The following is a 24,322-nucleotide window of genomic DNA, read 5'->3' on the forward strand; positions in this document are numbered from 1 at the left end:
GCCGCATGGACAGAGAATCGAATCGCGACGCGCTGCTCGGCCTCTCGGCCGTGCGCGAGACCGGCGTCAACCTGAACCGCCCCGAATGCGTGCTGAGCACCGCGGCGGGCGATCTCTACGTGTCGGACAAGGCCGGTGGCATACGCCACATCCTGCCCAACGGCAACGCCCGCCTGATCGGCGCCCAGCCTGGCCTGATCCCCAACGGCTTCGCGCTGCTGCGCGACGGCTCGTTCGCCGTGGCGAACCTGGCCGACGACGGCGGCGTCTGGCGCGTGCAGCGCGACGGCGCCGCCGCGCCTCACATCATGGAGATCGACGGCGTGGGCCTGCCCAGCGTCAACTTCGTCTGGCTGGACGACCGTGAACGTCTGTGGATCTGCGTCAGCACCGTGCGCCGCGGCGACCACCAGTTCCGCCGCGACATCGCCGACGGCTTCATCGCCCTGCATGATGAAAATGGCACGCGCATCGTCGCGCAGGACGTGCATTGGACCAACGAATGCCGTACCGATCCCGCGGGCACGCACCTGTACGTCAACGAAACCTTCGGCCGGCGCCTGCTGCGCTTTCGCATCGGCGCCAACGGCGACCTCAGCGAACGCACGGTCATCACGGAGTTCGGCAAGGGCACCTATCCCGACGGCATGGCGGTCGATGAAGAAGGCCACATCTGGGTGGTCAGCGTGGTCTCCAACCGGGTGATACGAGTCAGCCCCAAAGGGGAGCAGCAGCTCGTGCTGGAAGACGGCGACGCCGCGCACATCGATCGGCTGGAGGCCGAGTACCTGGCCAACCGCCTGAGCCGCCCCATGGTCTACGACAACCACAGCAAGCGGCTGCAGAACATCACCAGCCTGGCGTTCGGCGGCCCCGACCGCAAGACCGCATACATGGGCTGCATCAATGGTTCAAGCCTGGCGGTGTTCGATTCGCTGGTAGCGGGCATCAAGCCCGTGCACTGGAACTGGTAGGCCGGATCCGCATTCCGGAGGAGACATCATGAACAAAAAACACTCGTCGTTCCTGGTCCGCGCCTCGGCATCCCTGCTGGCGCTGTCGGTAACCCTCGCCGGGGTGTTCGCGCCCATGGACGAGGCGCAGGCGCGGGAAATGAAGATCGCGACCATCGCCGCGTCCAACAGCCCCTGGGACCACGCCATGCGCGCCTTCGCCGAGGAAGCCGCCAAGCAATCCCAGAACGACCTGCAAGTGCACATCTACACAGATGGGCAATTGGGCGACATCAGCAAGATCCTGTCTTCCATGCAATTAGGCACCCTGGACATGGGCTACTTCGGCCTGGGCTCCGTCGTGTTCCTGCGCGGCGCCCAGCCGCTGAACATCCTGTACGCGCCTTATCTGTTCAAGAGCGGCGAACAGGCCGAGCGCATCATCAACAGCGACGAGTTCGCCCAGATCTTCGACGACGTGGCCAAGAAATCCGGGGTCCGGGTATTCGCGGCCTTCGGCATACGCTCGCCGCGCGCGCTGCAAACCGTGTCGCGCCCGATCAACAAGCCCGAGGACGTCAAGGGCCTCAAGCTGCGCGTTCCGTCCATTCCCATCCTGAAAACCACCTTCGAGAAGCTCGGCGCGCAGGTCGTGCCGCTGGGCATGACCGAGATCTACACCGCGCTGGGCCGCGGCATGATAGACGGCCAGGACAATGGCTTCGACCTGTCGATTCCGCTGCGCTTCCATGAAGAAGCCAAGTATTGGGCGGCCACGGATCACGCCTACGAGTTGACCGGCTGGTTCATTTCCGAGCGCGTCTGGCAAAGCCTGGACGCCAAGCAGCGCCAGGCGCTGACCGAGGCAGCCAAGGCCGGCGGCAAGGTCGCCACCAAGCTCGACCAGGAACTGGACGACAACGCGGTCAAGATCCTGAAGCAAGCCGGCGTCACGTACACGCAGCCCGACAAGGCCGCGTTCAAGGCGGCCCTGGCCACCGTCTATCAGCAGTACGAAGGCAAGGATTGGCCGGCCGGTATGGTCGAGCGCATCCAGAAGATGCAGGAGTAGCAGATGACCGCGCCCATGCCCGCGACGACGGTACGCCCGGCGGTTCACGCCACATCCGGCTGGCGCGGCCTGGTCCTGCGAGCCGACCGCACCGTGTGCTGGATCGGCCGGCTCGCTGTCGCCCTCACCCTGGCCATGATCCTGGTGTTCTGCTTCGCCCAGGTACTGGACCGGTATCTGCTGAAAACGCAGTTCGACGCCTGGGACCAGGTCGCCCGCATAGGCATGCTGTGGTGTGCGTTCGTCGGCGCCGCCATGGCCCTGCGCGAACGCCGCAACGTGGTGATAGACATCATCGACCGCCATTTGCCGGAACGCTTGCGGCGCGCGCGCGACCGCCTGTTCGATGTCCTGCTGCTGGCACTGGCAGCGACCCTGTTCTACAAGGGCCTGGACGTGGTCGCCGTGGGGAACTTCCAGGACATCGTGGGGACGCCGTTCACCTACGCGGTCAGCTACGCCTCGCTGACCGTGGGCATGGTGTTCTTCATGCTGTTCCTCGCCTTGCGCCTGCTGATCCCCAACGCTCCCCCGCCGCATGACGCCTTCGCGCACGACGAGCTCGACGCTTCGGGAACGCATCCATGATCCTCTTCTCCGTCGTGCTTTTCGTTGTGCTCATCCTGGTGGGGCTGGACATAGGCTTCGCCATGATCACCGCGGCCCTGATCGGCATGCTGTTCAAGGGCGGCGGCGGGGTCGATATCGCGCAGGCTCCGCTCTCGATGCTGGGCGGCATAGACGAGACCGCGCTGGTCGCGATTCCGCTGTTCATCCTGGCGGGCGAACTCATGAACCGCGGCGGCGTCACGCTGCGGCTCATCAACTGGTCCATGGCCATGGTCGGACACATGCGCGGCAGCCTGTCGCAAGTGTCCCTGACCACCAACCTGGTCATGGCCGGCATCAGCGGTTCCGCCGTGGCGGATGCAAGCGCCATCGGCACCGCGATGATCCCCTCGATGAAGCGGGAGGGCTACCGGCGCGGCTATCCCGAGGCCGTCATCGCCTGCGGCGCCATGCTGGGCCCCATCCTGCCGCCGTCGATCCCGATGATCGTGTACGCGGTGCTGGCCAACCTCTCCATCATCCGCCTGTTCCTGGCCGGCATCATTCCCGGCTTCATGCTGCTGGCAGGCTACATGGCGATTTGCGCCTGGCAGGCGCGGCGGCACGGCTACAAATCGCGTCCACGGGCCAGTTGGCCCGAACGGGCCAAGGTCACGCGCGCCTCCATCTGGGCGCTGATGATGCCGGTCCTGATCATCGCCGGCATACGCTTCGGCCTCCTGACCGACACCGAGGCGGCCGCGTTCGTTGCCATGTACGCCCTGCTCGTAGGCCTGGCCGTGTACCGGGAACTGAAGCCGGGCGAACTGGGGTCGGCGTTCTACTCGGCCGGACGCACCATGGCGGTGGTCCTGTTCCTGCTGGCAGCCGCCGGGCCGTTCAGCTGGCTGATCAGCGAGTCGCGCGTGGCGGCCACCATCGCCCAGGGCATACTGGGCATTTCCGACCAGCCCTGGGTCGTGCTGTTGACGGTGAACGTGTTCCTGATCCTGGTGGGCAAGATCCTGGAGCCGCTGCCGGCGATGATCATCACCTTGCCGGCGCTGCTGCCTATCGGAGTCCAGCTGGGCATGGACCCCATCCAGTACGCCATGATCCTGATCCTGAACCTGATGACGGGCATGCTGACCCCGCCTGTCGGCATCCTGCTGTTCGTCACATCCGCCGTGGGCCGCACTCCAATAGGCCCCATCGTGCGCGAGATCATTCCCTTCTTCATCTGGTCGCTGATCGTGCTTGCGCTGATCTGCGCCTTTCCTCCACTGACCTTATGGCTGCCAGGACTGGGCGGCTGACCGAAAACCAAAATCTGAGCAGATGCACACCATGCCACTTACCGGAATCCGCGTCCTGGACCTGACCCGCATCATCTCGGGACCGTACTGCACCTCCATCCTCGCCGACATGGGCGCAGAAGTGATCAAGATCGAAGCCCCCGGCGAGGGCGACCCGATCCGCCGCCAGGGGGTGGTCAAGGACGGCCTGAGCTGGTACTTCGCCAACTACAACCGCAATAAACGCTCGGTGACGCTGGACCTGTACAGCGCGGAAGGCAAGGACATCCTGCGCCAGCTGATACCGCATTGCGACGTCGTGGTCGAGAACTACCGACCCGGCATCATGGACAAGATGGGCTTCGGCGACGAGGCCCTGAAAGCCCTGCGGCCGGACATCATCCATTGCAGCATCAACGGCTTCGGCACCTCCGGTCCCTATCGCGACCGGCCCGCGTTCGACTTCATCGCTCAAGCCATGAGCGGCTTCATGAGCCTGAACGGCGGCGAGGACGATCCGCCCATGCGCGCCGGCCCGCCCATCAGCGATCTGGTCGCCGGCCTGAACGGCGCGCTGGGCGTGGTCGCCGCGCTGTTGCGCCGCGAACGCACCGGCCGCGGCGACTCCATCAGCGTCAGCCTGCTGTCCAGCATGATAGGACTGCTCAGCTTCCAGGCGTCGAACTACTTCGCCAGCGGCGAGCTGCCCCCGCGCACCGGCAATGACCACGGCATCGTCGCGCCCTACGGGCTGTTCGAGACCGCCGACGGCCAGGTCGCGATCGCTCCGTCCAACGACGCCATGTACGAGAAACTGCTGGACGCGCTGGAACTGCCCGAACTGCGCGCGCATCCGGATTTCCGGGCCAACGCCGACCGCATGCTGAACCGCGCCTCCATCAAGAGCGCCATCGAAGCTCGCACCCGCCAGAGGGACAGCCACTATTGGATCGAACGTCTGAACCAGTATGGCGTGCCTTGCGGGCAAGTGTTGAACCTGCAGGAAGTCTTCGACGATCCGCAGGTGGCGGACCAGCAAATGGCGATCGACGTCCCGCATCCCGACGGCCAGCAAGTGCGTATGCTGGGCTTTCCCATCAAATTCGCCGAGGCCCCCTGCCAGGCCCGCAGCGCCGCGCCCGCGCTGGGCGCGGACACCGACGCGGTCCTGGAGGAACTGGGCCTGTCCCGCGACCGGATCCGGGAACTACGCGAGACAGGAGCCGTCTAGCCACCATGGCCTTATTTGTCGCCGCCCGCGGCAACCGAACCCGCAGTACGCATCAGCAGCATCCGCAGTAACCGACGTCTGGCGCTCACGACCGGACGCGCCCACCAAGGAATGGAGACCACAACCATGCTACGTGCCCTTATGCTCTCGGCCTGCGCGCTCGCCGCCTGCGCCCCCGCCGCTGCACAGCAGTACCCGAACCAGCCCATACGGGTCATCGTGCCGTTCACCCCTGGCGGCGGCACCGACTTCCTGTCGCGCACCGTCGCCGCCAAGCTGTCCGACTCGGTCAAATGGAACGTCGTCGCCGAGAACCGTCCCGGCGCCGGCGGCACCATAGGCATCACCACCGCCGCGCGCGCCAAGCCGGACGGCTACGAGATCGTCATGGGCCAGGTCGACAACCTGGCCGTGGCCCCCTCGCTCTACGCCAAGCTGGCCTATGACCCGGTCAAGGACTTCGAGCCCATCGGCATCGTCGGCGAAGCCCCGCTGGTGGTCGTGGCCGGCAAGAACGGTCCGTACAAATCCCTCAAGGACCTGATCGCTGCCGCCAAGAAGGCGCCGGGAACGATCAACTACGGCTCGCCGGGAGCAGGCACCATCACCCACCTGGCCGCCGAACTGCTGCAGCTCCAGGCAGGCATCAAGCTCGTCCACGTGCCCTACAAGGGATCGGGGCCGGCCATGGCCGACCTGCTCGGCGGCCAGGTGCCCGTCATCTTCACGTCCATCCCCTCGGCCGCGCCGCAGATCAAGGCCGGCAGCGCCATTCCGCTGGCGGTGACCTCGCTCAAGCGCAGCCCGGCGATGCCCGACGTACCCACCATCGCTGAATCCGGCTATCCCGATTTCGACGTGCGCGTCTGGTACGGACTGCTGGCCCCCGCGAACACGCCCAAGCCCATCATCCAGACGCTGAACACGGAGCTCAACAAGATCCTCGCGCTGAAGGATGTGCAGGACGCGCTGGCGGCGCAAGGCGCAACTGCCATGCCCACCACACCCGCGCAGTTCTCGCAGACCATCGCGGCAGACTACAAGAAGTGGCGCGGCGTCATTCAGTCCGCCAATGTGAAGCTTGAATAAGGTCGGATCCAGGCTCCGCGGCGACCGCCGATACATCAAACCGCGACTTCATTTCAACGCCCGCCCGGCCTTGAAAACAGCCTAGATCAAACGCATGCACCGCCTCATGCGTATGCACGACGCTCCCTGGGGAAGCGCCGTGCATACGCTTGGATGATGGGCCCCAGCAGCATTGACAGCGATACGGCCAATCGAGACGATGACCTCGGCACCACAGGTTTCAACGTGGCGCAGTGAAGGAGGCTCATCATGTCAATCTCATGTAGACGACTGGAGGATGTGATTGCGGTCTCGGCAGCTGGAGACCAATACCGGATCGAGCGACATATCATTCAAGAACCCGCGACGGACGACAGTCCCGATCCACACATAGTGCTGCAATGCCGCCTGTCCACCGGCGGCACCGTGATCTGGGAGGGTAAGGACGTGTACCGGCTCAAATCAGGTGAAATCCTCCGGCCGGTGAATCGCAGGAAGAAGAAGAATCCTTTTGAAGGGTAGGAATGAAAAGCCCGCGGCTTGCGCTTGCGGGCTTTTGCTTGGGGTGGTGAAAGACGGTCCGGAGCAACGGCCTGCCGGACTGCTCTCGACAATCTCCATGCTCTTTTGCAAGGCGGCGCCTTCAAACGAATGGTCAGGCCGCATTAGGAACTTTCCCACGCCTGCACCACCGCGCGATGCCGTGCCGCGCACTCCCCATACTGAACAGCCAAAGCCATATAGCTGCGCGCCAGATCATCCCAGCTATCGCTGGTCACCTCGGGCACTGGTGGACACGGCTGCGCCAGATTGGCCGGCAGAATTGGCGAGGCGGCCGGCTGCGTTGATGTACCGCAGCCGCTCAGCGTCAATGCGGCAGCCAGCAGGCAGAGGGCTTTGGACTTCGACACGGGTATACCTCTCGATGGTCTTGGGAGCGGTGTTGCGCAGCGCAGCGAGCGCGCCCTCCAGGGTGTCGGAGATCCCGCCCAGACGTGCCGTCTGCCGCTTGAACTCGGCGAGCTCGGCCAGTGCGTGATCGGCGTTTGCCTGGTCGATGCCGGCCTGGTATTGGTTGGCGCCATACCAACGCACGCCCAGGACGATGACGACCACTAAGGTCGCTCCGATCAGGTACGGCGCCAAGGCGCGCAGGGATGGAATCACGCGCTCCCTTTCCAATCGCGCGGAATCTGGAAATGCGGTCCGTCCTTGAGCGTCTTCCAGTCGCCACCCCATTCCACGGGAACCGCGAGTTCCGCTGCGCATGCTTTGACCACAACGGCCAGATCGACAAAGGCCTGCCAGTTGCTCCAGGGAATCGCCCCATCAATCAGAGGGGCAAGGTCCACGGCATGGCTCCAGCCATCCGCCTGCGGCAAGTGGTAGCTGGCCATCGTCAGGCTGGCGCCCTTGGCCACATTCTCGCGTTGCCGCGCTATGGTTCGGACTCCCTCGATCACGATGAAATCGGTCAGCGTTCGTTGAATCGCCAGTTTGACAATCGCGACCAGGTCGGGATGCACACCGACGAGGCGATCCACGCTGCGTAGTGATAGCTGAAACGCGCTCACGGATGAGCTCTCCGGATGAATAGAACGATGCACGTCAGGCCCCTCTGCCGCGCACTCGGTCGATCACGGCCTGCCACAACGCGCCTATGGGAACAGCCTGCACCACATCCCATCCGCGAGAGACGACGGCCATGCCGAACATGCCAGTCAAGAACCCGGCAAGGCCTTCCGGAATCTCCAGCAGCAGCGATAGATACGGGGCCGCGTAATACGCCACCAGCGAACCGCTTCCGGCCATGCTCAGCCTGGCCGGCCACGATCCTTGCAAATAGCGCATCGAAACAGCGGCCCCCAGAACGCCGGCGAACTTTGCCGCAAGGGCATCGAAATCTTGGACGTTCAATTTCGCCTCCTTTTGGAAAAGAAATGACCCCGCGAAGCGCGGCCTGTGCATACACCAGATGGTATTGAAGACATCTGTACGCCATGGAACGGTCAGATATCTGGCGCAAGAAGCTCATCGCGCCGCTTCGGCAGCAGCAAACCTTTGCTGACGTACAGATCGATCCCCGCAGCGACGGCTGGGTCCTCCAGGTCGATGAAGTCCGCCCGGTTGAAATCGTCGTAGACAAGGCCGACTTCCATGTCGGCAAGTTGCGCCTGGCGGATTGCCAACTGCTCGTCCATGGAAAAACGGCGAACGAATTCCCTTGAGGTGTAGCGTGTCTTGACAGGCAGAGGCGATGGCTCCGGTCGAGAGAAATTTCCGTCATTGAACGAGTCGCCAATCATGACTTCTCCGCTCACGCCCACCCAAATGAAGTCGGGATGGAATCGCCCCATGGGATCGACGTCGGTCAGTTCAGCGACCACGCCACCCTGAATATGCGCCCAAATTTGTCTCATATCTCTCACCATTGAATAAGAACGGCGCCATGGGCGCCTGCCGCGCCGGCAGTGGCAATGCGCCCACCGCCGCCCATGCCAGGCGCAGGAACACGGCTCGGGTCAGCGCCCGCGAACGGCGACCATCCGCCGCCGCCGGCGCCCCCGTAGAGGGGCGCCGTTCCACTCCCGTACTGCGGGCAATTACCGTATGCGCCCCGCCACCCGAAACCCGTCGTTCCTGCCACGATCCCCCCTGCGGGACTGTTGGCGATAAGCAGACCGCCATCGCCGCCCTCGCACGAGCAATAAGTGCCGAACGACGACGCTCCGCCAGCCGTGCCGTTAGTACCGACGGACGGGCCACCCGCGCCACCCGCCCCGACCGTGACAGTGACGGACGAAACCGCCGAGATATCAAACAGCCCTTCCCAGTAGCCACCCTGACCGCCGCCGCTTGGCCCTGGCGCCGTGGCCACACCGCATGCGCCGCCTCCGCCGGCGCCATAGACGCGTACGTATACCTTTGACGTACCGGCCGGTTTGTCGAAGGTATACACGCCGGGTGACGTGTAGGGTTGATACCCGGTAACGGCGGCCAAGGCTTGTGCCATCTTGAGTGGCGTGATGGCAGTCGTGTCATCAGTCAGCGCCCGCGCCTGGGCGGTAGAGGCAATGCCCGCGGGAAGCCCTATCCAGTCCGCCCCGCCTGCATCGGGATTGCCCATGTTGTTGTCAGCCAGATTCAGCCAGTATCCATTCGCGGCCGCCTGCTTCAGCACGGTCCCTTTGGGATAGCCTCCTATGGCCGTGCTGAACGTGACATCGTAGGAGTAGCCGGCCCCGGCCTGCCCCCAACGCACAGCTGCACTGAGGAAGTTCAAGATCCCGTTGAAATCGGCGCCATACGGGGGAACCCCTCCCGCCGCCAGCGGCGTCATCGTCAAAGGCGGAAACCCATCGGTGAAAGACGCTAGTCCGGGCGTTACTCCAGTCTGCGATGCGACAGGAATGGTGTTCTTCGTCCCGCTGTTCGCAAACGGGACGGCCGATTTGTTGGGTGCATTGCTAGCTTGCATTGATAAGCCCCGAAGAAGTGAAAAATACGCCCGAGCCGAACGGCTGCATCAGCGCCTCGTGGAATCCGAACGTGGTGGAAAGATCGACCTGCAGAATGTTCGCCAGGACCGCCGCCGGCTTGGGTATCGCGCCGGACTGAGTCAGGATGGCGATCTCATGGGGTGCCAGCGCAAACTCGAACACATAGCGGAACTCCATCTTTCCGGTGTCCGATACGTAGCAACGCCCGCGCCCCGCAAACAGTTTCGACAGCAGCCGGTTCAAACTGGGCGAAGTGCAATCCGAAATATTGGCCAGCGCCTTGACCAGGATCAGCGTGCGATACGCATCGTCGGCCAGCCGATACGTCTGCGTCGCCTGCTCGCCCGTGTAAAACGGCGCCTGGTCGAAGGGCTGCCAGTTCAGCGCCTCGTCATACCCCAGGTAGGTGACGTCGCCCGGGATGGTCAGCATCCGGCCGACATCGACGATCCTGCCCCAGATGTCCAGCCCGAAGCCCTGCGCGGTCTCGACGTTCCAGACGAAGTCATGGAAGGAGTCGAAATCGGCGTCCGGGTTGATGTAGTCGTCCATGTCGTTGATCAACTGGACCAGCGTGGGACTGTTGGCGTACTGGCTGATGAGGGTGCGGGCCACCAGCCCCGGCTTCGGCGCGACGCTCATATCAAGGTCACCGAGATATCATCGGCCGTCACCGTGGGCCGGCGGTTGATCGGAACGGCCAGGCTGGCGGCCGACGGCGTTGCCGCCCCCAGAAGCAAGGAAAGTATGGAGACCGCCGGGCTCAGCACCGAAATGGGCGCATAGAACCGGCTCGCATAAATGGTCGAACCGATACGCGCTCTCTGCCCGCCATCCCCGCCGTTGAAGGCGTCCGCGATCGCCTGCTTGGTCAAAGCCACAATGTCCGATGGCAGGGCCGGGTTGTCAGCCAGCTGCACCGCGAAACGCACGGGCAATGCCGCAGGCGTTTCCCATGTCACGACATACGACGGGTAGGGATAGGCGTAGCCCTCCTTGTCCTCCATGGTGTAGGAGGTGTTGCCGTTGTAGTCGGAACCGTTGCTCTTCTTGCGCCAGATGGCATCGGCAATATCCGCTGCCTCCCCGCCCGTCACCGCCACCCAGATGGAATGCGGACGCAGGACGACGCCGCCTACCGTCTTCGGCACGGCGAGATCATTCTCTGTCACATAAACATCGATGACGCCCTCCACGTTCGCCACATTGGCGTAGATCGCGGGGATCGAGCCGCGCGCGTTCAGCGCCACCGACTGCCGCCGGCGCTCCTCGAACTCGGCCCTGCTTTCCAAATGGCTGCCCACCGTTGCGGCGTCTGCGTTCGACACCGAGTCCCAACCGGGGATGGCCTGATAGATCTGGTTCAGTGCGCCAGGCGCGCAATCCACCGGTCCATCGACCGAGCAGGCGAAGGGAAGATCGATGCGCCCGCTGGCAGGGATGGTTCCCGCCTGGGTGCACAGGTACAGATTGCCATCCACCGCCTGGGCGCGGGCGCCCACTGGGATGGTCACGCCCGCCAGGCCTGTGCACGTGGCAATGACGGCGGTAGGCGTACCAGGCTTGCGGTCCAGGAAGTAGATCCGCCCGATGGCGTCCTGCATGCGCCCTTGCGCGAAGGCCGGGTCAACCTGGTTCACGTAGGCCGCGAATTCGTTGTTCTTGTCGCCGATGATGGCGGTGGTGCTGGAGGCCAACTGGCCCTGGGGCGTTTCCAGCGCGGGATTCAGCCCGCCGCCGAACGCGGCGTCCATGTCGGACAGGACGCCGGCCAGGATGTCGGATTCGTTGGGCAACACCAGCCCTTCCGGCGTGAACTGCACGCGCGGTACTTTCGAGTTGTTCGGCATGGTTTCCTCAGAAACTGACGGTTTGCGTCGTTCCGTCTTGCAGGGTGATTGCGACGTAGCCCGCCAGGGCGCGGTCGGTATAGGAGGTCAGCGTGCAGATCGCGCTGGCCACTTCGGGGACCGTCATCGCGGCACGCCTGACGTGCTCTCGCACCAAGGCCAGCGGCGGCTGATGGCCCAGGAATTCTTCCCAGTAGGGAACGCCAGGGAGGGTGTTGTAGAACAGTTCGCCCCTGAACAGCTTGATGGCGCTGGCGACGTCCTGCGCGACGGCATAGGGCTTGGACGCCAGCGCGATGTTGCCCGCGGCGTCGAGCACCAGATCCCAGGCGGTCCGGTCTAGCAGCAGGGTGTTCAATTGGGCGCTCCTGTATTTGCCGGCCCGCTCTGCACGCCGGAATGCGTGTGGGTACTGCCCACGTCCTTGCCGTTGTTGCGCAGCGTACCCAGCGTGTTCATGTCGCCTTGCCAGGTGGACGTGCCGCCCAAGGATCCGCCGCCCTGCCGCACCGTGCCGTTAAGCACGATCCGGGGAGAGTTCAACGCGCATTGCGCGCTGGCGTTCAATTCGATGTCGGGCGCGCTGACTGTCACCTTGGAGGGTGAGACCACGTTGATGCCGCCGGCCGTGAACTGCACGTACTGGACCGGCGTCCCATTCAGCAGACCACCGAAATACAGTCCATCCGCCATGTCGTGCGAACGCCAGGAACCAGGGTTGTTCTGCGCCTTCGAAGTCTTCACTAGCGAGATGTCCCGATTCGCGAAAGCCGCCATTCCGATATCGCCTGCCTTCGGGTCCAGGATGACGGCGTCCGCTCCGCCCTGCAGGCGGAAGTAAGGAAGGCGATGCAGGACGCCATGTGGCACGGCATTGCCGGCCCCATCGAGCTGGTTGACGAGCGGCTGCACATCGACGAAACCCACCGGCGACAGCCCGCCTGAATTCGTCACCGACACCACCTTGACGAGCGTCGCCGTACTGACTCGATTCAGGGCCTGGCTGATCAGGAACTGCAAGGCGCCGAACTCGCTGTCGCCCTGGCCGGCTTGCGCCAGACCTGCGTATCCGTATTGCTCAGCCATGGAGATTCCTTTCGCACACCGCCACTGACTGCCAGACGCCGCCGGGGACTTCCGCCTCCAGCTTGTGGGACAGACTCACAATGATCCACTCGCCGTGCGCGGGTTCTACGGTGCTGATGACTTGCACTCTTTTTCCCAACCCAAGATGCGGGTTGTAGAGCGTTGTCAGTTGGAGTCCCTTGCTCGTAAAGGCCGGATATCCGATCAACCCCGTTTCCGGCGCCACGAGAATCGGATCGCCCTTTCTGAATCCGCCCTCCGGCCAGACTGACAGGACGCCGCGGTCTATCGTGAAGTTGACTCGGGCGGCCTTCGCGCAACTGCGTAGTTGGTCCATGTCGGTTCCGGAAAAATAGGGATCGGCCAATACATAGTCCTCCCCGCTTTTTTCACCCTTGTATCCCATCGATCTGGCGATATCGCACATGATTTCTTGCGCCTTTTTCGCGCCGCGAAAGGACCTGGCGGATGCGGACTTTAGCTGCTTGGCCCCGGCCACCTCGGCCTTGACCGTGAATACGCCCCCCGCAGCCGCTTTACCTTCTGCACCCATTCCATAGCCAGCCCAGGCTTCGAGGATGTCTCCCTCGTAGACCACGCAGGGAACACCGGAATCGTCCCCGGCGTCGATCCGGACAAGGTTCTTTCCCCGGCGTTCCTTCATGACGGGTCCTATCGTCGTCAGCTTGTTCATCAGGTCTTGATTCAGCCCGTGGATCAGCAGGGTCAGCGGACTGTTTTCGAAGGCGGTGTAGGCGGGAATATCCACCGTCGTCCGGTAGCCGCTGAGCGTTACGTCAGGCCCCTGCTCGTCGCCAAACTTTCCTTTACCCAGGCTGATGGTCACGTCCAGCCGTCGCTTGATGAAGCTCATAGTTCCAGCGGCTCCAGGTAAGCCAGGACGAAGCGCGAGCCGAGATCCTGATACTGCGGGTCGGCGTGGCCCTGGGTGTCCACAAAGGCCAGATCCCCAACGAAGCCCAGGTAGGCAGCCCGCACAAGCCGTACCCGGTCATGGCAAAGCACCGTCGTCACGATAGGCGCATTGTCGAGTTCAAGATCCAGATAGAGTCCGGTCGACTTCTGATGGACGGCGATCTGGCAGTTCTGCCCGGACAACACGACGCTGAGCGTTTGCGCCGGCACGGGTCTCAAGGGAATTCTCTTCATTGGATAGGCTCCAGATCCGCCACCTTGTTCTGGTCGCGCCGGGGATAGGCGTCAATCTCGAACGCCTGTACCTGGCCATTGCTCTCTTCATTCGCGCCGCTGGGGTCCTGCGTGGCCGGCGATAGCGGGACGGCCGTCTGCCGGACTTCGAGCAGGGTCAGATCGACGACCAGGAGGCTGGAGCCGTTCTTGTCGGCGCGGGTGTACGAGTACTTCACCAGGTTGGCCGACGGATAGACGATCTCGGGCGTCACCACTGAGTACAGATCCGTGCTGCCGACGATGCGCTCCAGCACGGACAACATGACGTTGCGCGATGCCGGGTCGCCGCCGTGCGCCAGCTTGATGGTCGCCTCGAATGGCGCATCGACCTTGTTGAAGGCTGAAAACCCACCCTGCTCCGAGGGATAACTGGATATCTGGGTGGTTTCACTGAAGGCGATGCTGAGAAACGTCTCGAAGACCAGCATCTGTTGCCCATCGGCGCCGTACAAGCCCCAGCGAGGAGGACCGAAGATCAGATCGGTCAGCGCCCCCGACCCGAAGCTTGCCAGCTCGGAGATGGAAGGAATGGTCACTTCGCGGAAGACCGCCGGTACGCCCGGACTGCTCGGGACATCGGGAAAAGGAACAAGTGGCATCAGAACATCCCCGTATTGCCTTGTTGGACGAGATTCTGGGAGCCCCCCACTCGTCCCAAATCACGAGCGATTCCCGCACCATCCGTCGCCTGCGTCACAATCGTGATGGGGCCGTGGATATGGGTTTCGGAGGTATTGTTGGTGGTAGCCGTGCTGCTCGGAATGCCGGCAGCGCTGGCTTGCGCTGCCGCAGCTGTAGTAGCCGCAGCCGCGGCGCCTCGTTCCTGATCTTCAAGGGAAAGCGTCCCATGGATTGCTCCGGCAGCGGCGGCGAGCTTGCGCTCTTCGCTTGAGCTGGCCCCCTCGGACTTGCTCAACCCAAAGTGGCGGTACACGGCCACGCTGGCCTGGGCCGGGGTGGTCGCGGCTGCCAGATGTACTCCAGCCCTACGCCTGGTGCTCTCCAACTCGCTGGCGACGAAATCCAGCTGCTGTTCAACCGTGGACTCGCGCATGTCCATGCCATATACGCGCTTGAAGTCGGCCTGGCGTCGCGGATTCCATAGTCCGATGCCAGCGGAAACGCCATCAGCGCCCACGGCCCTGGGGTCCAAGTTGCTTTGGGCCTGCAGGTTGGCCACGAGCCCCACGGCCGCCTCCCGGGCATAGCCCTTGGACTCGAAGTACCTGACCGCATCGACGACCTCCTTGCTCTTCAGCGCGGGATTTCTCATCGCCGCCAAGGTTTCATCCTCGCCTGAGTTCAAGTCCTTGCTGCCGAACAACGATGCGACGACTGCCGCGACAGGTCCCGCCGCTCTCAGCGCCACAGGTCCCAAGCGTTTCAACACACCCAGGCCTGTCGCCGCGCCAGCGCCCCCGAGGGTTCCAAGAGCCGTAGCCACGGCTCCCAAGGCAGATGCCAGGCTCAGCAGCGAATTCGCCCAGGACAGAATCTTGAGCGTCCCCAGCACGAGCAGGACGTTTTGCCATCCTCCCACCGCCTGCGCCGCCGAATCGACTGCATCAATGAACTTCACGATGGCCTGCGCCGCGCCGTCGACCCACTCGACGATCTCGTCTCGGTTCTCAAGCAGATAATCGCCCCAGCCCTGTGCGAGCGAGATAAGCCGCTCAAACGCCGGCATGAGCGCCAGCAGCACCTTGACGCTCACCGATTCAAACGTGTCGCGCAGGTCCAGGTACCGGTCGCGCAGCTGCGAGGCAGCTTCCGCATCGTTGCTGGAGATGGCAGCGCGTTTCTCCTGGACCTGAAGCAGCCGTTCGAGCTCGTCTGGCCCGCGCTTGAACAGATTGAACAGGCCCTCGCTGATGCCCATGTCCTGGGCGGCCAGCGCGGCCTGGGCCCTGTCCTTCTGGTAAAGATCGGCAATGATCCTCGACCTGGCCAGCAGGTAGGTGTTCCCATCTTTGAGGTCGCCGACATTGCCGCCGTTGCGAAAGAACCCAGGTAGCGAGTCCGCGGCGGATCCGCGGTTGAATCTGGCGACCTCGCTCGAGGATTCCTTCAATTGGGCGGAAATGGCTTCGGCAGTTCCGCCCGCCCGCTCGGCCGCCTTCTGCCACGCGGACAGCCGCTCGGTGCTCATATCCAGATTCTGGGCCATTTGGGCCAGACTGACCGCACCGGAAAAGCTGTCCGCCGCGAAGCGCTTCGGATCGAACCCCGCAGTGACGAGCAAGGCATCGATGATGGTGGCCATGCAATTACCTCGGTTCAGCTAGGACGCGCCTGTTGTGTGCGTCCACCGCAATCACCTCAAGCAAGTTGTACAGGTCCTCGGCACCATAGACCGTCTGCAGATCGTGCAGCAGGCCCGGGTGCCGGGAAATCACCGCGCCAATAATCCGGGGAATATTGGCGTAGCGGATCAGGCGCGTGCCGCCGTTGTGGACTTGGAGCCCGAAGTCGATGGGGCGGCGGCCGTAAAAAAATCCAGGTGCAAGCCCAGGACTTTCTTGCGCAGCGTGAACAGGGTCGCCACCTCCTCGACATCGCCGGACATGAGCTCGCGCGTCACATTCGGGCTGGGCTGGATCTGCACGCAATCCATCATCTTGTCCAGCAGCGGCTTGGCGCTGTCGAAAGGCAGCTTGGCGATGGCCTTCATGCCCATGGCAGCCACGCCGGCCAGCCCTGCCTCGGCGATGTTGTCCGGGATTTCCACCCCGGCGTTCATCAACGAAAACAGCGCCCGGCCGGCCCATTCCTCGGCCTCGTAGGCAGAAAGCTCCGTCAGGATGAACACCTTGCCCTTGTCGCGCCCTTCGGCGCCGATGGTCAGGGTTGTCTGCTTTCTGGCCATGTCACACCAGCGCCGGAGAGACGTTCTGCCAGGTGATCTGGAACGCCATGGGTTGGAGCATCGCCTTGGCGTCCGGCGCCGGCGGAATCTGCGTCAGCACACCGCGGGTCAGCGTGTACTTGCGATCGATCGACGGGATGTTGAGGGTTCCGTTTGCATAGAACACTTCCCGGGCCGTTTCGCTGGCCGCCATCCAGATCTCGAAGACGCGCATGGACGGGGAGTCGGGCTGGATCGTGATGATCTGCACGCGGGGAACCGGCACGTAGCTGGCCGACATGCGGCCGTCCACGCCCATGGTTACCTGCGCGGGCGTGGCAGCCTCGAAGGTGAAGGCACTTTCGGAGGCATAGCCCTCGATCTTCTGCGGCACCGGAAACACGCCGCCCACCGCAAGCATCAGAACCGAGTTGGCACTGGTCAAAGTCGCCATGTTGAATCCTTAAAGAATGGCCAGCGAGGCCAGGGTGATCTGCTGGACGGAACCGCCGTCCAGGTACCAGAACGTCAAGGGCGGCGTGCCGCGGGCCTCTCGCACCTGCGGGGTCGCGTCCTTGATCTGCAGATACCAGCCGCGGGTCTGGAGCGTGTCGGAGATATCCACGCCGGCCTGGCTGTTGATCTGCGCCTTCTGCTGGCTCGACAGCGTCACGCCGGCGCGGATGGCGCCGAAGTTGACCGCGGCGTTGATCGGGTCCAGGCAGGCAGCGTCGATCAGCGTGTAGCCGTCGATGTTGTAGGGGATGGAGTTCACCTGGGTCAGCAACGTCATCAGCGCCTGTTGGAACGCCGCGTTCAGCCAGATCTGGTTGACGTAGGTGTCGACCCACTTCCAGTTGCCACTGACCTGGCCAGGGTAGAGGAAACGGAAGCGATCGTTGCTGGTCGCGTAGTCGCCATAGAAGTTGTAGCCGTTGTCGATCAGGGTCTGCGCGGTGGTGGCGTCGGTCACGGAGAACGCGAGGCCCGACTGGCCCTTGAACGCCAGGGTGGCGCGGCCGTTGGTGCGTTCGAAGTCCAGCGACGCCACCGTGCCCAGCACAAAGGCCGCGTGCTGAACGTCCTTGTAGACCGGCACGGAGCCGGAGTACTCGTTGGCGCTGACGATGGCGGCCCAGTTGGACGTATTGCCCTGCTGCGTGGCGGTGACGTCAGTGTCCCAGCCGACGTAGGCGTAACGATCGCCCTGGGCGTTGGTCCAGGCCGAGAACGCCACTTTGCCGGCCGTATCGGGTTCGAACGTCGTCATGAACGCTGCCCAGTTCTGGGTCAGGTCGGTGATCCGGCCCATGTCCACTGCCGGAATGCCAGCCGCTGCGCCCTGCGACAGAACCGCGGCCGTGCCCTGCGTCAGCTTCAAGCCCGACGCGAGGGTGCCGCTGCCGTAGGACACCGTGCTGGCGGCGCCGTCGGTAGCCGAGGTGATGACAAAGGCGGCACGCTGCGCGTCATAGGTGCAACTTGCGCCCAGGGTGGTGAACGCCGCCTCGATGGTTGCAGCGGCATTCGAGAAACTCGTCGCCGTCGACAGGTCGATGCTGGCGGAGGTCTTGGCCACGCCATCAATGGTCACCGTCAGGATGCCGGACAGCGCCTGCAGCTGGGTCAGCGTCACCGTGGCCATGGAGCCGCCACGCAGATAGGCCGAAACGGCTGCCGTCGGATATTGGGCGAACAGCAGATTGCCCGGCTTGCGGGTCGAGTTGTCGAACCCATTGAAGTAGACGTCGGCCAGGGCGGCCTCGGTCGAGGTTGGACCGAAGAAGCGCTGTACGTCGCGCGCGGTCGCGAAACTCTGGACGGTGCCGATGGGGACGGCAGTATCGTTGGTCAGGATCAGGCCGTTCAAGTCGAGCGCCGATCCGCCGGCTGCGATCACGCCAGGGACTACCTGGACGATTTCACTGGCGGGAATGGACATAGCGTTAAGCTCCCGTAGGGTAGGTGGTGTCGGCCTCGATGAGGCCCACGTGAAGTTGGTCCGCGAACTGCTGCGGCACGGTGATGGATGGGTTGAACTGCAGGACGGCGTCGAATGACCACCGCTCGAAGGTCTGGCTTGCTCCGCTGTCAAAAGGCAATTGCTTGAGCTCGCCCGCGTATAGCGGCTGGGCTCGTCCCAGGCTCTCCAGGAACTCGCACCCGTACTGGCTGCGCCAGGCGATCGCTAGCGTGAGCGCCAGGTCCTGGGCCCGTGCTCCGTAGCCATCCACCCGGGCAGACCATTGCGTGGCCTGGGTCATGCTGCGCGTCCCCGCCGCGGGCGACGGATCGGCATAGGCCATGACCGGAACAGAAAGTCCAAGCGCCGCCAGCGGCGTAATGACGATGCACTCGCGCGGCGGAGTGGGAACCCAATTGGACAGGCCGCGGAAAACTTCGCAGTCGACCAAGGTCTTGAAGAAGGCGACGAGGTCCGCTACCAGCTGGTCTTCTGTGATGCTGATCTGAACGCTCATGGAGTTGGAGTCCTGCCAAAGAAGTAAGCATCGAAACGAAGCGCCAAAATGCAAAAGCCCCGGCACTTGGCCGGGGCTGCATTTGCTAGGGGCGCAATGCCCCGGGCCCATTGTGACCGATTGCGTGACCTGAGAAACGGGGTCTTGTGACGGAACCGTCACACGCCATGCAGAATCGAGTCGGCGCCCTGCCGAAGAGGCCAAGGCAACATGCCCAAAAGCAAAAAGCCCCGGCGCGTGGCCGAGGCTTCATTTCCTGGGGACGCAATGCCCCGGACCCATTGTGACCGATTGCGTGACCTACGGGGCGGGGGCTTGTGACGGAACCGTCACACGCCATGCGTAGGTCCGCCCGTGGCCGCCCGCTACAGGCTCTTGAATCAGCACGCTGCCAGTATCCTGCAGCGCATCCATGGCGCGCTGAATCCCTCTTTGCATGCGCGTCTTTTCCGGAAGGGACAAAGACCGGCCATGCGACACGTGCCGCACCAGCTCCATCAAGCGGAATGAGCGTCCGGGATAGCAGGCCATCAAATCCATCACCTCGTGCGCGTACTTCACGCCAGCCTCCTTTCGACCAGGCTGCGAAACAGGCCCAGGTACAGTTTGTATTCGGTTTCGGTCAGGGCTACGCCTGTCGTATCGGCGATCCAGTCCAGCGCTTTCGCCATGCGCGCCCGGCCCTCCAGCTGGCCAAACATCACGTTTTTCTGTGGGTACTCGGCGATGATGATCATCCGCTCGTGCCAGGGCAGTGCGGCATGCATCGCCTCGACCTCCATGGCGTGGTGATGGTTGATGGGCCGGTAGTCCTCCTCTTCGGACACGTACACCTCCATGTTCCCCACCGTAGCGCCGGACCAGGTCCACCGTACCCAGTTCCATATCAAATCGTCGCCCGTCAATTTACTCATCAGCCACCTCGCATTGTTTACCTGTCTTGCCGTTGGAACCGTTCTTCAGACGGTCCGCTGTTTCCTGGCTTTCGCCCTTGGCGCGCTGGATCATGTCGGCAATGCCCTTGCTCGGGTAATCGCCGCGAGCGATGCGCGCTTCCCACTTTTCGATCCAACTCCGATGCGGGCGCCCACGGTCCCTCAATACCTTCTGCGCGCCCATTTTCTTGAGCGCCGCCTCGGCCTCGGCGCGCGTCGCCATGGTCTGTCCGGGCGCCGGCAGCGCCGGGCGCGGTAGCGGGATGTCCGCCCATGCGCCCTTTGCCAGTTCCTCGTTCAAGGTCTTCTCCCACCGCGCCTTGATCGCCCCATAGGTGCAGCCCAGCAGATCCACCGTGCTGACGCCTACCGCCGCCCAGTACACCGCCGGATGCGACCAGACGCCGGGCTCCCCCCGCCTGCGGGCGGACATGCCGCGCACCGCCTCGTGATAGGCCACTTCCGGGACCATCCACGGGCAACATGATTTGATGAACTGCGGCAGCGTCGGCGGCCATTCCTGGGTGAGGCAAGCGACCAGGCCACGGCGTACCTGGACTTCATCCAGGCCCGCCAGTTTCTGATTCCATGAATCTTTCAGCTCCCGCGCCGTCAGGCCCTGCCATTGCTGCGCGAACTTGGCGCCGTACATCAGCAGCATTTCATTCACCACCAGCGCCCCAAGGGTGGCGGGCTGGACGTCAGCGGCTGGCATCGATCGTCCCCATGTATCGTTCGCGCGGCCGGCCTTGGTCGGCCAGGACCTCGCGCAGTTCATCGGTCCAGTCGGCCAGGCGTTGCGCCCTGCCTGTCGTGGGGTTGTTCCGGGTACGCGGAGGAAAGAGGCCCTGATACCCGCCCGCGATGCTGTTTGCGATCACGGCGCCCGGCTGGTGCCCTTCGGCGAGATAGCCAGCAAGCTGCTGCAACTGACGTCTGGCGCCCTGCTCGGTCACCGGCTTTTTGCGTGCCTTGCGATCGGCAATCCAGCTGACCCAGTCCTCGCGGTCGAGCCAATCCGGGAGATCGATCACGGAGGCGTCGAATGCGCTGCCTCGCTTGCGAGGGGTGGAGGGGTGATCTTCTGGTTCCTGGTTCTTGGTTCCTGGTTCTTGGTTAGCTTCCGATCCGGATTTTTCCCGGCCATGGCCGGGTTCCTCGTCGGAACCCATGGGAAACCCGCTGGGTTGTTCCGAACTGCGGTCGCCCTGCCTCGGCCGGCCTCCCCGCCTGCCGTTGGCTTTGGCGGTCTCGGCCTTGAGGTGATAAGCGGCAATCTCCACGTCCGCGCGCTTGTTGTGCCAATGGCCGTCCCGCAGGACGAAGAACTCGGACAGGACCTGCGTGGCGGCTTCCCTTTCTTCCTCGGTCCGCGCCCCCACCCACCGGAATACCTGCTGCAGGTGGTCCACGATGGGCTGCTCTTCCGCGTAGTACCGGCGCAGCAGACGGCTATAAATGGCATCCTCAACCAGGCTGAGGTGCGCCGTGGCCTGGGCGTAGTCGCCTATGTTGTGGCTGTAGTAGTTCATGCGTGCTCCTGCATCCTCCGCCCGTTCTTACCCGACTATCATTTTTAAATCTTAGAATGCTAAGATTCTAAATGCAAGCCAACTAAGATTGTTTTTGTTTAGCATCCTAAGATGACCTTTCAGAAGCGAATCACACAGGCGTTCAACGAGGAAGCGACCCGCCGGGCGGACGCGGCCGAACCACGCCTGACCAAGACAGACCTATGGAAGGCAGCAGGCGCCTCTTCCGGCGCGGCAACGCATTGGTTCAATGGCTCCAACGGCATGGACATGGCAACCTGCATCAAGGTTGCCCCGCTGCTGCGCGTGAACGCGCAATGGCTGTATGACGGCAGCCCGCCGAAACTGCCTGCACGCGATGGCTCCCTTGCAGCCGCTGCGCTGGCAATTCCCCCTGCGCCCTGGCCCTTCCCTGGCATCCCGGAAGAACAAGTGCGCGCCTTGCCCCCGGACCAGCTGAACAAGCTGCAGGGCGCGCTCGCATTGGCGATCGCTCAACTGAAGTTGGGGATCGATGTCTCGCCTACCCCTGCCGCGCCGCCGATGCCGATGCCGACGGTCCTGCGCAGCGACTCGCTGATAGACAGCTATCTGTCGCGCGACGAATTCCCGCTGCGCATCGATGGCCTGCCCGCGGCGCCGTGGGAGGGAGGCAAGACCACGCACCAGACCGAGCGCGAAGGCCGCGTCCGGATCAGCACGCAGACTGGCGTGGTGGCGAATGTGGGAGTGGGTGAGCCGCCCGCGGCCAACGACAGATTCGAGAAGGTTCCCGAGCTGGCCGACGTGCGCCTGGCGGCGGGCGACCCCATCGAAAATCACGCCGAAGAACAGACCGGCATGATCCAGTTCCGCAAGTCGTTCCTGCGGTCGGTAGGTGCGGACAACGGCAAGGGGCGCGTCGTGTACGCGAAGGGCGACAGCATGGAACCCGTCATCCGTGACGGCGCTGCCTTGCTGGTGGTCCCCAACGAAAGCCTGACGCTGCAGGACATCGCCGCCGGCGGCGTCTATGCCATCAACTACGACGGCAAGATGATCGTGAAGACGGTGGCCAGGGAACGGCTAACCGGGCAATGGGTGGCGCGATCGTTCAATTCCTTGCACGATGACATCCCGCTGGAGAACGGGGCATCGGTGCGGGTGCTGGGGCGGGTTGTGTGGGCGGGTGCACGGTTGCGGGATGATGAGGCGGGGCGGTGGCGGGCTGAGTGATGGGAGTCTCGGACACTCTCGGCCCTGACCGACTTACCGCCTGGCGGATTCCGCCGGGAGGAATGGCCCCCGACAACTAGCCGGAAACTCCTGGCGATCCGCAACTGGCAATAGCCGCCGCCCAACGAACCCAAGCACCTCAAAGACCCTGGGATGCCCCGAGCGGGGCAGGATACTCTGTCTACCAGGCAGCGAGCGATCTTACCGAAGCGAGTCTGGCTTGGCCGTCGAAATCGCAAAAGCCAGGCTGTAGGCGCCGTTAGGGCTTGAATTTCCTTGCCTGGGGCCACTCCACTTATCGGAATGCGGTCGACTCCAAGGTCAGCATTCCACCGCTGGCATCTCTCACCGCCGCAGCGCACGGACGTAGTAGCCAGAGCGGCTGATGCCGAACATCCGGTAGATGTGGCTAACGGAATAGGCCTTCTGTTGCAGATGCGCCACCAAGACAAAGGTCACTTGAATTCGCGAGCAAAGAAGGCGGTAGTGCCGGTACTGGCCCTCTGGAGCCAGCCTACCAAGCCGCCCTTCCCCAAAAGCCCGCCTCCAGCGCTCCTGCCTAGAAACACCGCTTGCGCAAAAACAGAGAGGAGCACTATTCCGACTTGTGCAGCAAAACCAATGCGCCCCCATTGTCAACGGCGGCTTTCGCAGAAACGTCCGATAGAGTTACGACGAACGCCCCTCCCGCCTTGGAGGTCAACGTGCTGAACACATGCGGCGCTTGATCAATGAAGACCGCAAGGGCGGAAAACGTGAAGTCTTTACCCGTGTCATTCCTTACCTTGATGGTGAACTTCAAGTCCGTGGCGCCGATCGGAGAATTTTTTTGAGCGGCAACAATCTTGGCCTTGATTTTCTGAGGAACGCCGACCGACAGTAGCCCCTCCTCATTGGATCCCAAGTTGATGTGCGAATCCGACGCGAGCTTTCCGTCCCTGTCTTTGTCGAGAAAAATCGGCAATGAGAATCGTGCGAATGAATTGAACCCCTTTCGATAACACTCTGCGTACTTAGCATCGGAAAAAATGCCTGGAACGGCTTGCTGCACGTCCAGCAAGACCTCCGAGGGCTGGCGCGAATCCTCAAGACTTTCGCAGGCTGGAACCTCCACCAGTAGATTGCCTGCGAGTTGCTTGGTCGGCGAGGTAAGCAGGTCGGATAGGCTGACCTCAGTCTCGACCGTTGTCTTGCAGCCAGCGATCAAGGCCGTGGCAAAGGCTAACAAGGCGGCTTTTTTTACTCTCGACATTTTTTCTCCATATGCGATGTCGACGCCCACTTGTGCGTGCAATTGGGGGCAAGCCTTCTCACTTTAACAATTCCCGACGATTTGTATCCAAATCACTGCAGATTGGTTGCCCGCCTTGAGCGGCTTTTTTGCGCCGGTAACCGGTCACACGCAGTCGCCCCTGGGACACCTCGGCGGTAGACATTAGCGCAAACAGCCAGTGTCGAGTCTGGCCCGTTTCTTTCAGGATTCGCATACTGATTAACAA

Annotated in this window: 30 protein-coding genes; 8 read left to right on the forward strand and 22 right to left on the reverse strand. The window is 63.2% G+C overall.

Annotation, left to right across the window (positions count from 1 at the left end; genetic code table 11):
- Positions 1 to 5: 5 nt before the first annotated feature.
- The 7 genes from AXYL_RS22850 (at position 6) to AXYL_RS34925 (ending at position 6,690) form a co-directional block, all read left to right on the forward strand.
- Positions 6 to 974 carry an SMP-30/gluconolactonase/LRE family protein gene (locus AXYL_RS22850; protein ID WP_013395236.1) on the forward strand — a complete coding sequence of 323 codons (969 nt, stop codon included), beginning with the start codon at positions 6 to 8 and terminating at the stop codon, positions 972 to 974.
- Between the two features lie 28 nt (positions 975 to 1,002).
- Positions 1,003 to 2,025 (forward strand): TRAP transporter substrate-binding protein, encoded by a 1,023-nt coding sequence (locus AXYL_RS22855; protein WP_013395237.1) that lies wholly within the window; start codon positions 1,003 to 1,005, stop codon positions 2,023 to 2,025.
- A gap of 3 nt (positions 2,026 to 2,028) precedes the next feature.
- Complete coding sequence (locus AXYL_RS22860) at positions 2,029 to 2,613, forward strand: TRAP transporter small permease (protein ID WP_013395238.1); 585 nt, start codon at positions 2,029 to 2,031, stop codon at positions 2,611 to 2,613.
- Positions 2,610 to 3,890: a TRAP transporter large permease gene (locus tag AXYL_RS22865; RefSeq protein WP_013395239.1), complete on the forward strand. Its 1,281-nt coding sequence runs from the start codon at positions 2,610 to 2,612 to the stop codon at positions 3,888 to 3,890. Before AXYL_RS22860 ends, AXYL_RS22865 begins: the two co-directional genes overlap by 4 nt.
- A gap of 31 nt (positions 3,891 to 3,921) precedes the next feature.
- Positions 3,922 to 5,100, forward strand: coding sequence for a CaiB/BaiF CoA transferase family protein (locus AXYL_RS22870; protein ID WP_148260626.1), 1,179 nt, complete (start codon positions 3,922 to 3,924; stop codon positions 5,098 to 5,100).
- 126 nt (positions 5,101 to 5,226) lie between these two features.
- Positions 5,227 to 6,189 carry a Bug family tripartite tricarboxylate transporter substrate binding protein gene (locus AXYL_RS22875; protein WP_013395241.1) on the forward strand — a complete coding sequence of 321 codons (963 nt, stop codon included), beginning with the start codon at positions 5,227 to 5,229 and terminating at the stop codon, positions 6,187 to 6,189.
- Between the two features lie 249 nt (positions 6,190 to 6,438).
- A complete protein-coding gene (locus AXYL_RS34925; RefSeq protein ID WP_013395242.1) occupies positions 6,439 to 6,690 on the forward strand; it encodes a hypothetical protein in 252 nt (83 codons plus the stop codon).
- 243 nt (positions 6,691 to 6,933) lie between these two features.
- Here AXYL_RS34925 and AXYL_RS22880 read toward each other — a convergent pair whose 3' ends face one another.
- From AXYL_RS22880 to AXYL_RS34115, 21 genes are all read right to left on the reverse strand, one after another.
- The gene (locus AXYL_RS22880; protein ID WP_013395243.1) at positions 6,934 to 7,335 is read right to left on the reverse strand and encodes a hypothetical protein; all 402 of its coding nucleotides are present in this window, start codon (positions 7,333 to 7,335) and stop codon (positions 6,934 to 6,936) included.
- Positions 7,332 to 7,742, reverse strand: coding sequence for a M15 family metallopeptidase (locus tag AXYL_RS22885; protein WP_013395244.1), 411 nt, complete (start codon positions 7,740 to 7,742; stop codon positions 7,332 to 7,334). The genes AXYL_RS22880 and AXYL_RS22885 overlap by 4 nt, the downstream gene beginning before the upstream one ends.
- A gap of 34 nt (positions 7,743 to 7,776) precedes the next feature.
- Positions 7,777 to 8,085 carry a hypothetical protein gene (locus tag AXYL_RS22890; protein ID WP_013395245.1) on the reverse strand — a complete coding sequence of 103 codons (309 nt, stop codon included), beginning with the start codon at positions 8,083 to 8,085 and terminating at the stop codon, positions 7,777 to 7,779.
- 92 nt (positions 8,086 to 8,177) lie between these two features.
- Positions 8,178 to 8,588, reverse strand: a complete 411-nt coding sequence (locus tag AXYL_RS22895; protein ID WP_013395246.1) for a hypothetical protein — start codon at positions 8,586 to 8,588, stop codon at positions 8,178 to 8,180.
- Between the two features lie 5 nt (positions 8,589 to 8,593).
- Positions 8,594 to 9,646 (reverse strand): hypothetical protein, encoded by a 1,053-nt coding sequence (locus AXYL_RS34110; protein ID WP_013395247.1) that lies wholly within the window; start codon positions 9,644 to 9,646, stop codon positions 8,594 to 8,596.
- Positions 9,636 to 10,310 (reverse strand): DUF2612 domain-containing protein, encoded by a 675-nt coding sequence (locus AXYL_RS22910; protein ID WP_013395248.1) that lies wholly within the window; start codon positions 10,308 to 10,310, stop codon positions 9,636 to 9,638. The genes AXYL_RS34110 and AXYL_RS22910 overlap by 11 nt, the downstream gene beginning before the upstream one ends.
- Positions 10,307 to 11,518 (reverse strand): baseplate J/gp47 family protein, encoded by a 1,212-nt coding sequence (locus AXYL_RS22915; protein ID WP_013395249.1) that lies wholly within the window; start codon positions 11,516 to 11,518, stop codon positions 10,307 to 10,309. Before AXYL_RS22915 ends, AXYL_RS22910 begins: the two co-directional genes overlap by 4 nt.
- 7 nt (positions 11,519 to 11,525) lie before the next feature.
- A complete protein-coding gene (locus AXYL_RS22920) occupies positions 11,526 to 11,876 on the reverse strand; it encodes a hypothetical protein (RefSeq protein WP_013395250.1) in 351 nt (116 codons plus the stop codon).
- On the reverse strand, positions 11,873 to 12,604 hold the full coding sequence (locus tag AXYL_RS22925; RefSeq protein ID WP_013395251.1) for a Gp138 family membrane-puncturing spike protein: 732 nt from the start codon (positions 12,602 to 12,604) through the stop codon (positions 11,873 to 11,875). Before AXYL_RS22925 ends, AXYL_RS22920 begins: the two co-directional genes overlap by 4 nt.
- Positions 12,597 to 13,478: a baseplate hub protein gene (locus AXYL_RS22930; RefSeq protein WP_013395252.1), complete on the reverse strand. Its 882-nt coding sequence runs from the start codon at positions 13,476 to 13,478 to the stop codon at positions 12,597 to 12,599. The genes AXYL_RS22925 and AXYL_RS22930 overlap by 8 nt, the downstream gene beginning before the upstream one ends.
- Complete coding sequence (locus AXYL_RS22935) at positions 13,475 to 13,750, reverse strand: phage baseplate plug protein (RefSeq protein WP_237710046.1); 276 nt, start codon at positions 13,748 to 13,750, stop codon at positions 13,475 to 13,477. The genes AXYL_RS22930 and AXYL_RS22935 overlap by 4 nt, the downstream gene beginning before the upstream one ends.
- A gap of 20 nt (positions 13,751 to 13,770) precedes the next feature.
- Positions 13,771 to 14,415, reverse strand: coding sequence for a hypothetical protein (locus tag AXYL_RS22940; RefSeq protein ID WP_013395254.1), 645 nt, complete (start codon positions 14,413 to 14,415; stop codon positions 13,771 to 13,773).
- Positions 14,415 to 16,079, reverse strand: coding sequence for a phage tail tip lysozyme (locus AXYL_RS22945; RefSeq protein ID WP_013395255.1), 1,665 nt, complete (start codon positions 16,077 to 16,079; stop codon positions 14,415 to 14,417). The genes AXYL_RS22940 and AXYL_RS22945 overlap by 1 nt, the downstream gene beginning before the upstream one ends.
- A 168-nt stretch (positions 16,080 to 16,247) precedes the next feature.
- Complete coding sequence (locus AXYL_RS22955; protein ID WP_013395257.1) at positions 16,248 to 16,682, reverse strand: hypothetical protein; 435 nt, start codon at positions 16,680 to 16,682, stop codon at positions 16,248 to 16,250.
- Between the two features lies 1 nt (position 16,683).
- Positions 16,684 to 17,115, reverse strand: coding sequence for a phage tail fiber protein (locus AXYL_RS22960; RefSeq protein ID WP_013395258.1), 432 nt, complete (start codon positions 17,113 to 17,115; stop codon positions 16,684 to 16,686).
- 9 nt (positions 17,116 to 17,124) lie between these two features.
- The gene (locus AXYL_RS22965) at positions 17,125 to 18,603 is read right to left on the reverse strand and encodes a DUF3383 domain-containing protein (RefSeq protein ID WP_013395259.1); all 1,479 of its coding nucleotides are present in this window, start codon (positions 18,601 to 18,603) and stop codon (positions 17,125 to 17,127) included.
- 4 nt (positions 18,604 to 18,607) lie between these two features.
- Positions 18,608 to 19,141 carry an LIC_12616 family protein gene (locus AXYL_RS22970; protein ID WP_013395260.1) on the reverse strand — a complete coding sequence of 178 codons (534 nt, stop codon included), beginning with the start codon at positions 19,139 to 19,141 and terminating at the stop codon, positions 18,608 to 18,610.
- A gap of 300 nt (positions 19,142 to 19,441) precedes the next feature.
- On the reverse strand, positions 19,442 to 19,702 hold the full coding sequence (locus tag AXYL_RS22975) for a hypothetical protein (protein WP_013395261.1): 261 nt from the start codon (positions 19,700 to 19,702) through the stop codon (positions 19,442 to 19,444).
- A complete protein-coding gene (locus AXYL_RS22980) occupies positions 19,699 to 20,055 on the reverse strand; it encodes a hypothetical protein (RefSeq protein ID WP_013395262.1) in 357 nt (118 codons plus the stop codon). Before AXYL_RS22980 ends, AXYL_RS22975 begins: the two co-directional genes overlap by 4 nt.
- Positions 20,048 to 20,737 carry a hypothetical protein gene (locus AXYL_RS22985; RefSeq protein WP_237709928.1) on the reverse strand — a complete coding sequence of 230 codons (690 nt, stop codon included), beginning with the start codon at positions 20,735 to 20,737 and terminating at the stop codon, positions 20,048 to 20,050. The genes AXYL_RS22980 and AXYL_RS22985 overlap by 8 nt, the downstream gene beginning before the upstream one ends.
- Positions 20,738 to 20,777: 40 nt before the next feature.
- Positions 20,778 to 21,608 (reverse strand): YdaU family protein, encoded by an 831-nt coding sequence (locus AXYL_RS34115; protein WP_013395264.1) that lies wholly within the window; start codon positions 21,606 to 21,608, stop codon positions 20,778 to 20,780.
- Between the two features lie 111 nt (positions 21,609 to 21,719).
- Here AXYL_RS34115 and AXYL_RS23000 point away from each other — a divergent pair, with 111 nt between their 5' ends.
- On the forward strand, positions 21,720 to 22,823 hold the full coding sequence (locus AXYL_RS23000; protein ID WP_013395265.1) for a helix-turn-helix transcriptional regulator: 1,104 nt from the start codon (positions 21,720 to 21,722) through the stop codon (positions 22,821 to 22,823).
- Between the two features lie 595 nt (positions 22,824 to 23,418).
- Here AXYL_RS23000 and AXYL_RS23005 read toward each other — a convergent pair.
- On the reverse strand, positions 23,419 to 24,105 hold the full coding sequence (locus tag AXYL_RS23005) for a hypothetical protein (RefSeq protein WP_237709929.1): 687 nt from the start codon (positions 24,103 to 24,105) through the stop codon (positions 23,419 to 23,421).
- Positions 24,106 to 24,322 lie beyond the last annotated feature (217 nt).

This window comes from Achromobacter xylosoxidans A8 (genome assembly GCF_000165835.1).
Lineage (GTDB): Bacteria > Pseudomonadota > Gammaproteobacteria > Burkholderiales > Burkholderiaceae_B > Achromobacter > Achromobacter xylosoxidans_B.

Bases quoted from the DNA above. Each gene is read 5' to 3' on its own strand.
- AXYL_RS22855 (WP_013395237.1), top strand. From the start codon at position 1,003: ATGAACAAAAAACACTCGTCGTTCCTGGTCCGCGCCTCGGCATCCCTG.
- AXYL_RS22955 (WP_013395257.1), bottom strand. From the start codon at position 16,682: ATGGCCAGAAAGCAGACAACCCTGACCATCGGCGCCGAAGGGCGCGAC.
- AXYL_RS23000 (WP_013395265.1), top strand. From the start codon at position 21,720: ATGACCTTTCAGAAGCGAATCACACAGGCGTTCAACGAGGAAGCGACC.
- AXYL_RS22860 (WP_013395238.1), top strand. From the start codon at position 2,029: ATGACCGCGCCCATGCCCGCGACGACGGTACGCCCGGCGGTTCACGCC.
- AXYL_RS34115 (WP_013395264.1), bottom strand. From the start codon at position 21,608: ATGAACTACTACAGCCACAACATAGGCGACTACGCCCAGGCCACGGCG.
- AXYL_RS22875 (WP_013395241.1), top strand. From the start codon at position 5,227: ATGCTACGTGCCCTTATGCTCTCGGCCTGCGCGCTCGCCGCCTGCGCC.
- AXYL_RS22960 (WP_013395258.1), bottom strand. From the start codon at position 17,115: ATGGCGACTTTGACCAGTGCCAACTCGGTTCTGATGCTTGCGGTGGGC.
- AXYL_RS22870 (WP_148260626.1), top strand. From the start codon at position 3,922: ATGCCACTTACCGGAATCCGCGTCCTGGACCTGACCCGCATCATCTCG.
- AXYL_RS22915 (WP_013395249.1), bottom strand. From the start codon at position 11,518: ATGCCGAACAACTCGAAAGTACCGCGCGTGCAGTTCACGCCGGAAGGG.
- AXYL_RS22895 (WP_013395246.1), bottom strand. From the start codon at position 8,588: ATGAGACAAATTTGGGCGCATATTCAGGGTGGCGTGGTCGCTGAACTG.
- AXYL_RS22940 (WP_013395254.1), bottom strand. From the start codon at position 14,415: ATGCCACTTGTTCCTTTTCCCGATGTCCCGAGCAGTCCGGGCGTACCG.
- AXYL_RS22945 (WP_013395255.1), bottom strand. From the start codon at position 16,079: ATGGCCACCATCATCGATGCCTTGCTCGTCACTGCGGGGTTCGATCCG.
- AXYL_RS34110 (WP_013395247.1), bottom strand. From the start codon at position 9,646: ATGCAAGCTAGCAATGCACCCAACAAATCGGCCGTCCCGTTTGCGAAC.
- AXYL_RS22850 (WP_013395236.1), top strand. From the start codon at position 6: ATGGACAGAGAATCGAATCGCGACGCGCTGCTCGGCCTCTCGGCCGTG.
- AXYL_RS22930 (WP_013395252.1), bottom strand. From the start codon at position 13,478: ATGAGCTTCATCAAGCGACGGCTGGACGTGACCATCAGCCTGGGTAAA.
- AXYL_RS22865 (WP_013395239.1), top strand. From the start codon at position 2,610: ATGATCCTCTTCTCCGTCGTGCTTTTCGTTGTGCTCATCCTGGTGGGG.
- AXYL_RS22965 (WP_013395259.1), bottom strand. From the start codon at position 18,603: ATGTCCATTCCCGCCAGTGAAATCGTCCAGGTAGTCCCTGGCGTGATC.
- AXYL_RS22985 (WP_237709928.1), bottom strand. From the start codon at position 20,737: ATGCTGCTGATGTACGGCGCCAAGTTCGCGCAGCAATGGCAGGGCCTG.
- AXYL_RS22980 (WP_013395262.1), bottom strand. From the start codon at position 20,055: ATGAGTAAATTGACGGGCGACGATTTGATATGGAACTGGGTACGGTGG.
- AXYL_RS22925 (WP_013395251.1), bottom strand. From the start codon at position 12,604: ATGGCTGAGCAATACGGATACGCAGGTCTGGCGCAAGCCGGCCAGGGC.
- AXYL_RS34925 (WP_013395242.1), top strand. From the start codon at position 6,439: ATGTCAATCTCATGTAGACGACTGGAGGATGTGATTGCGGTCTCGGCA.
- AXYL_RS22910 (WP_013395248.1), bottom strand. From the start codon at position 10,310: ATGAGCGTCGCGCCGAAGCCGGGGCTGGTGGCCCGCACCCTCATCAGC.
- AXYL_RS22970 (WP_013395260.1), bottom strand. From the start codon at position 19,141: ATGAGCGTTCAGATCAGCATCACAGAAGACCAGCTGGTAGCGGACCTC.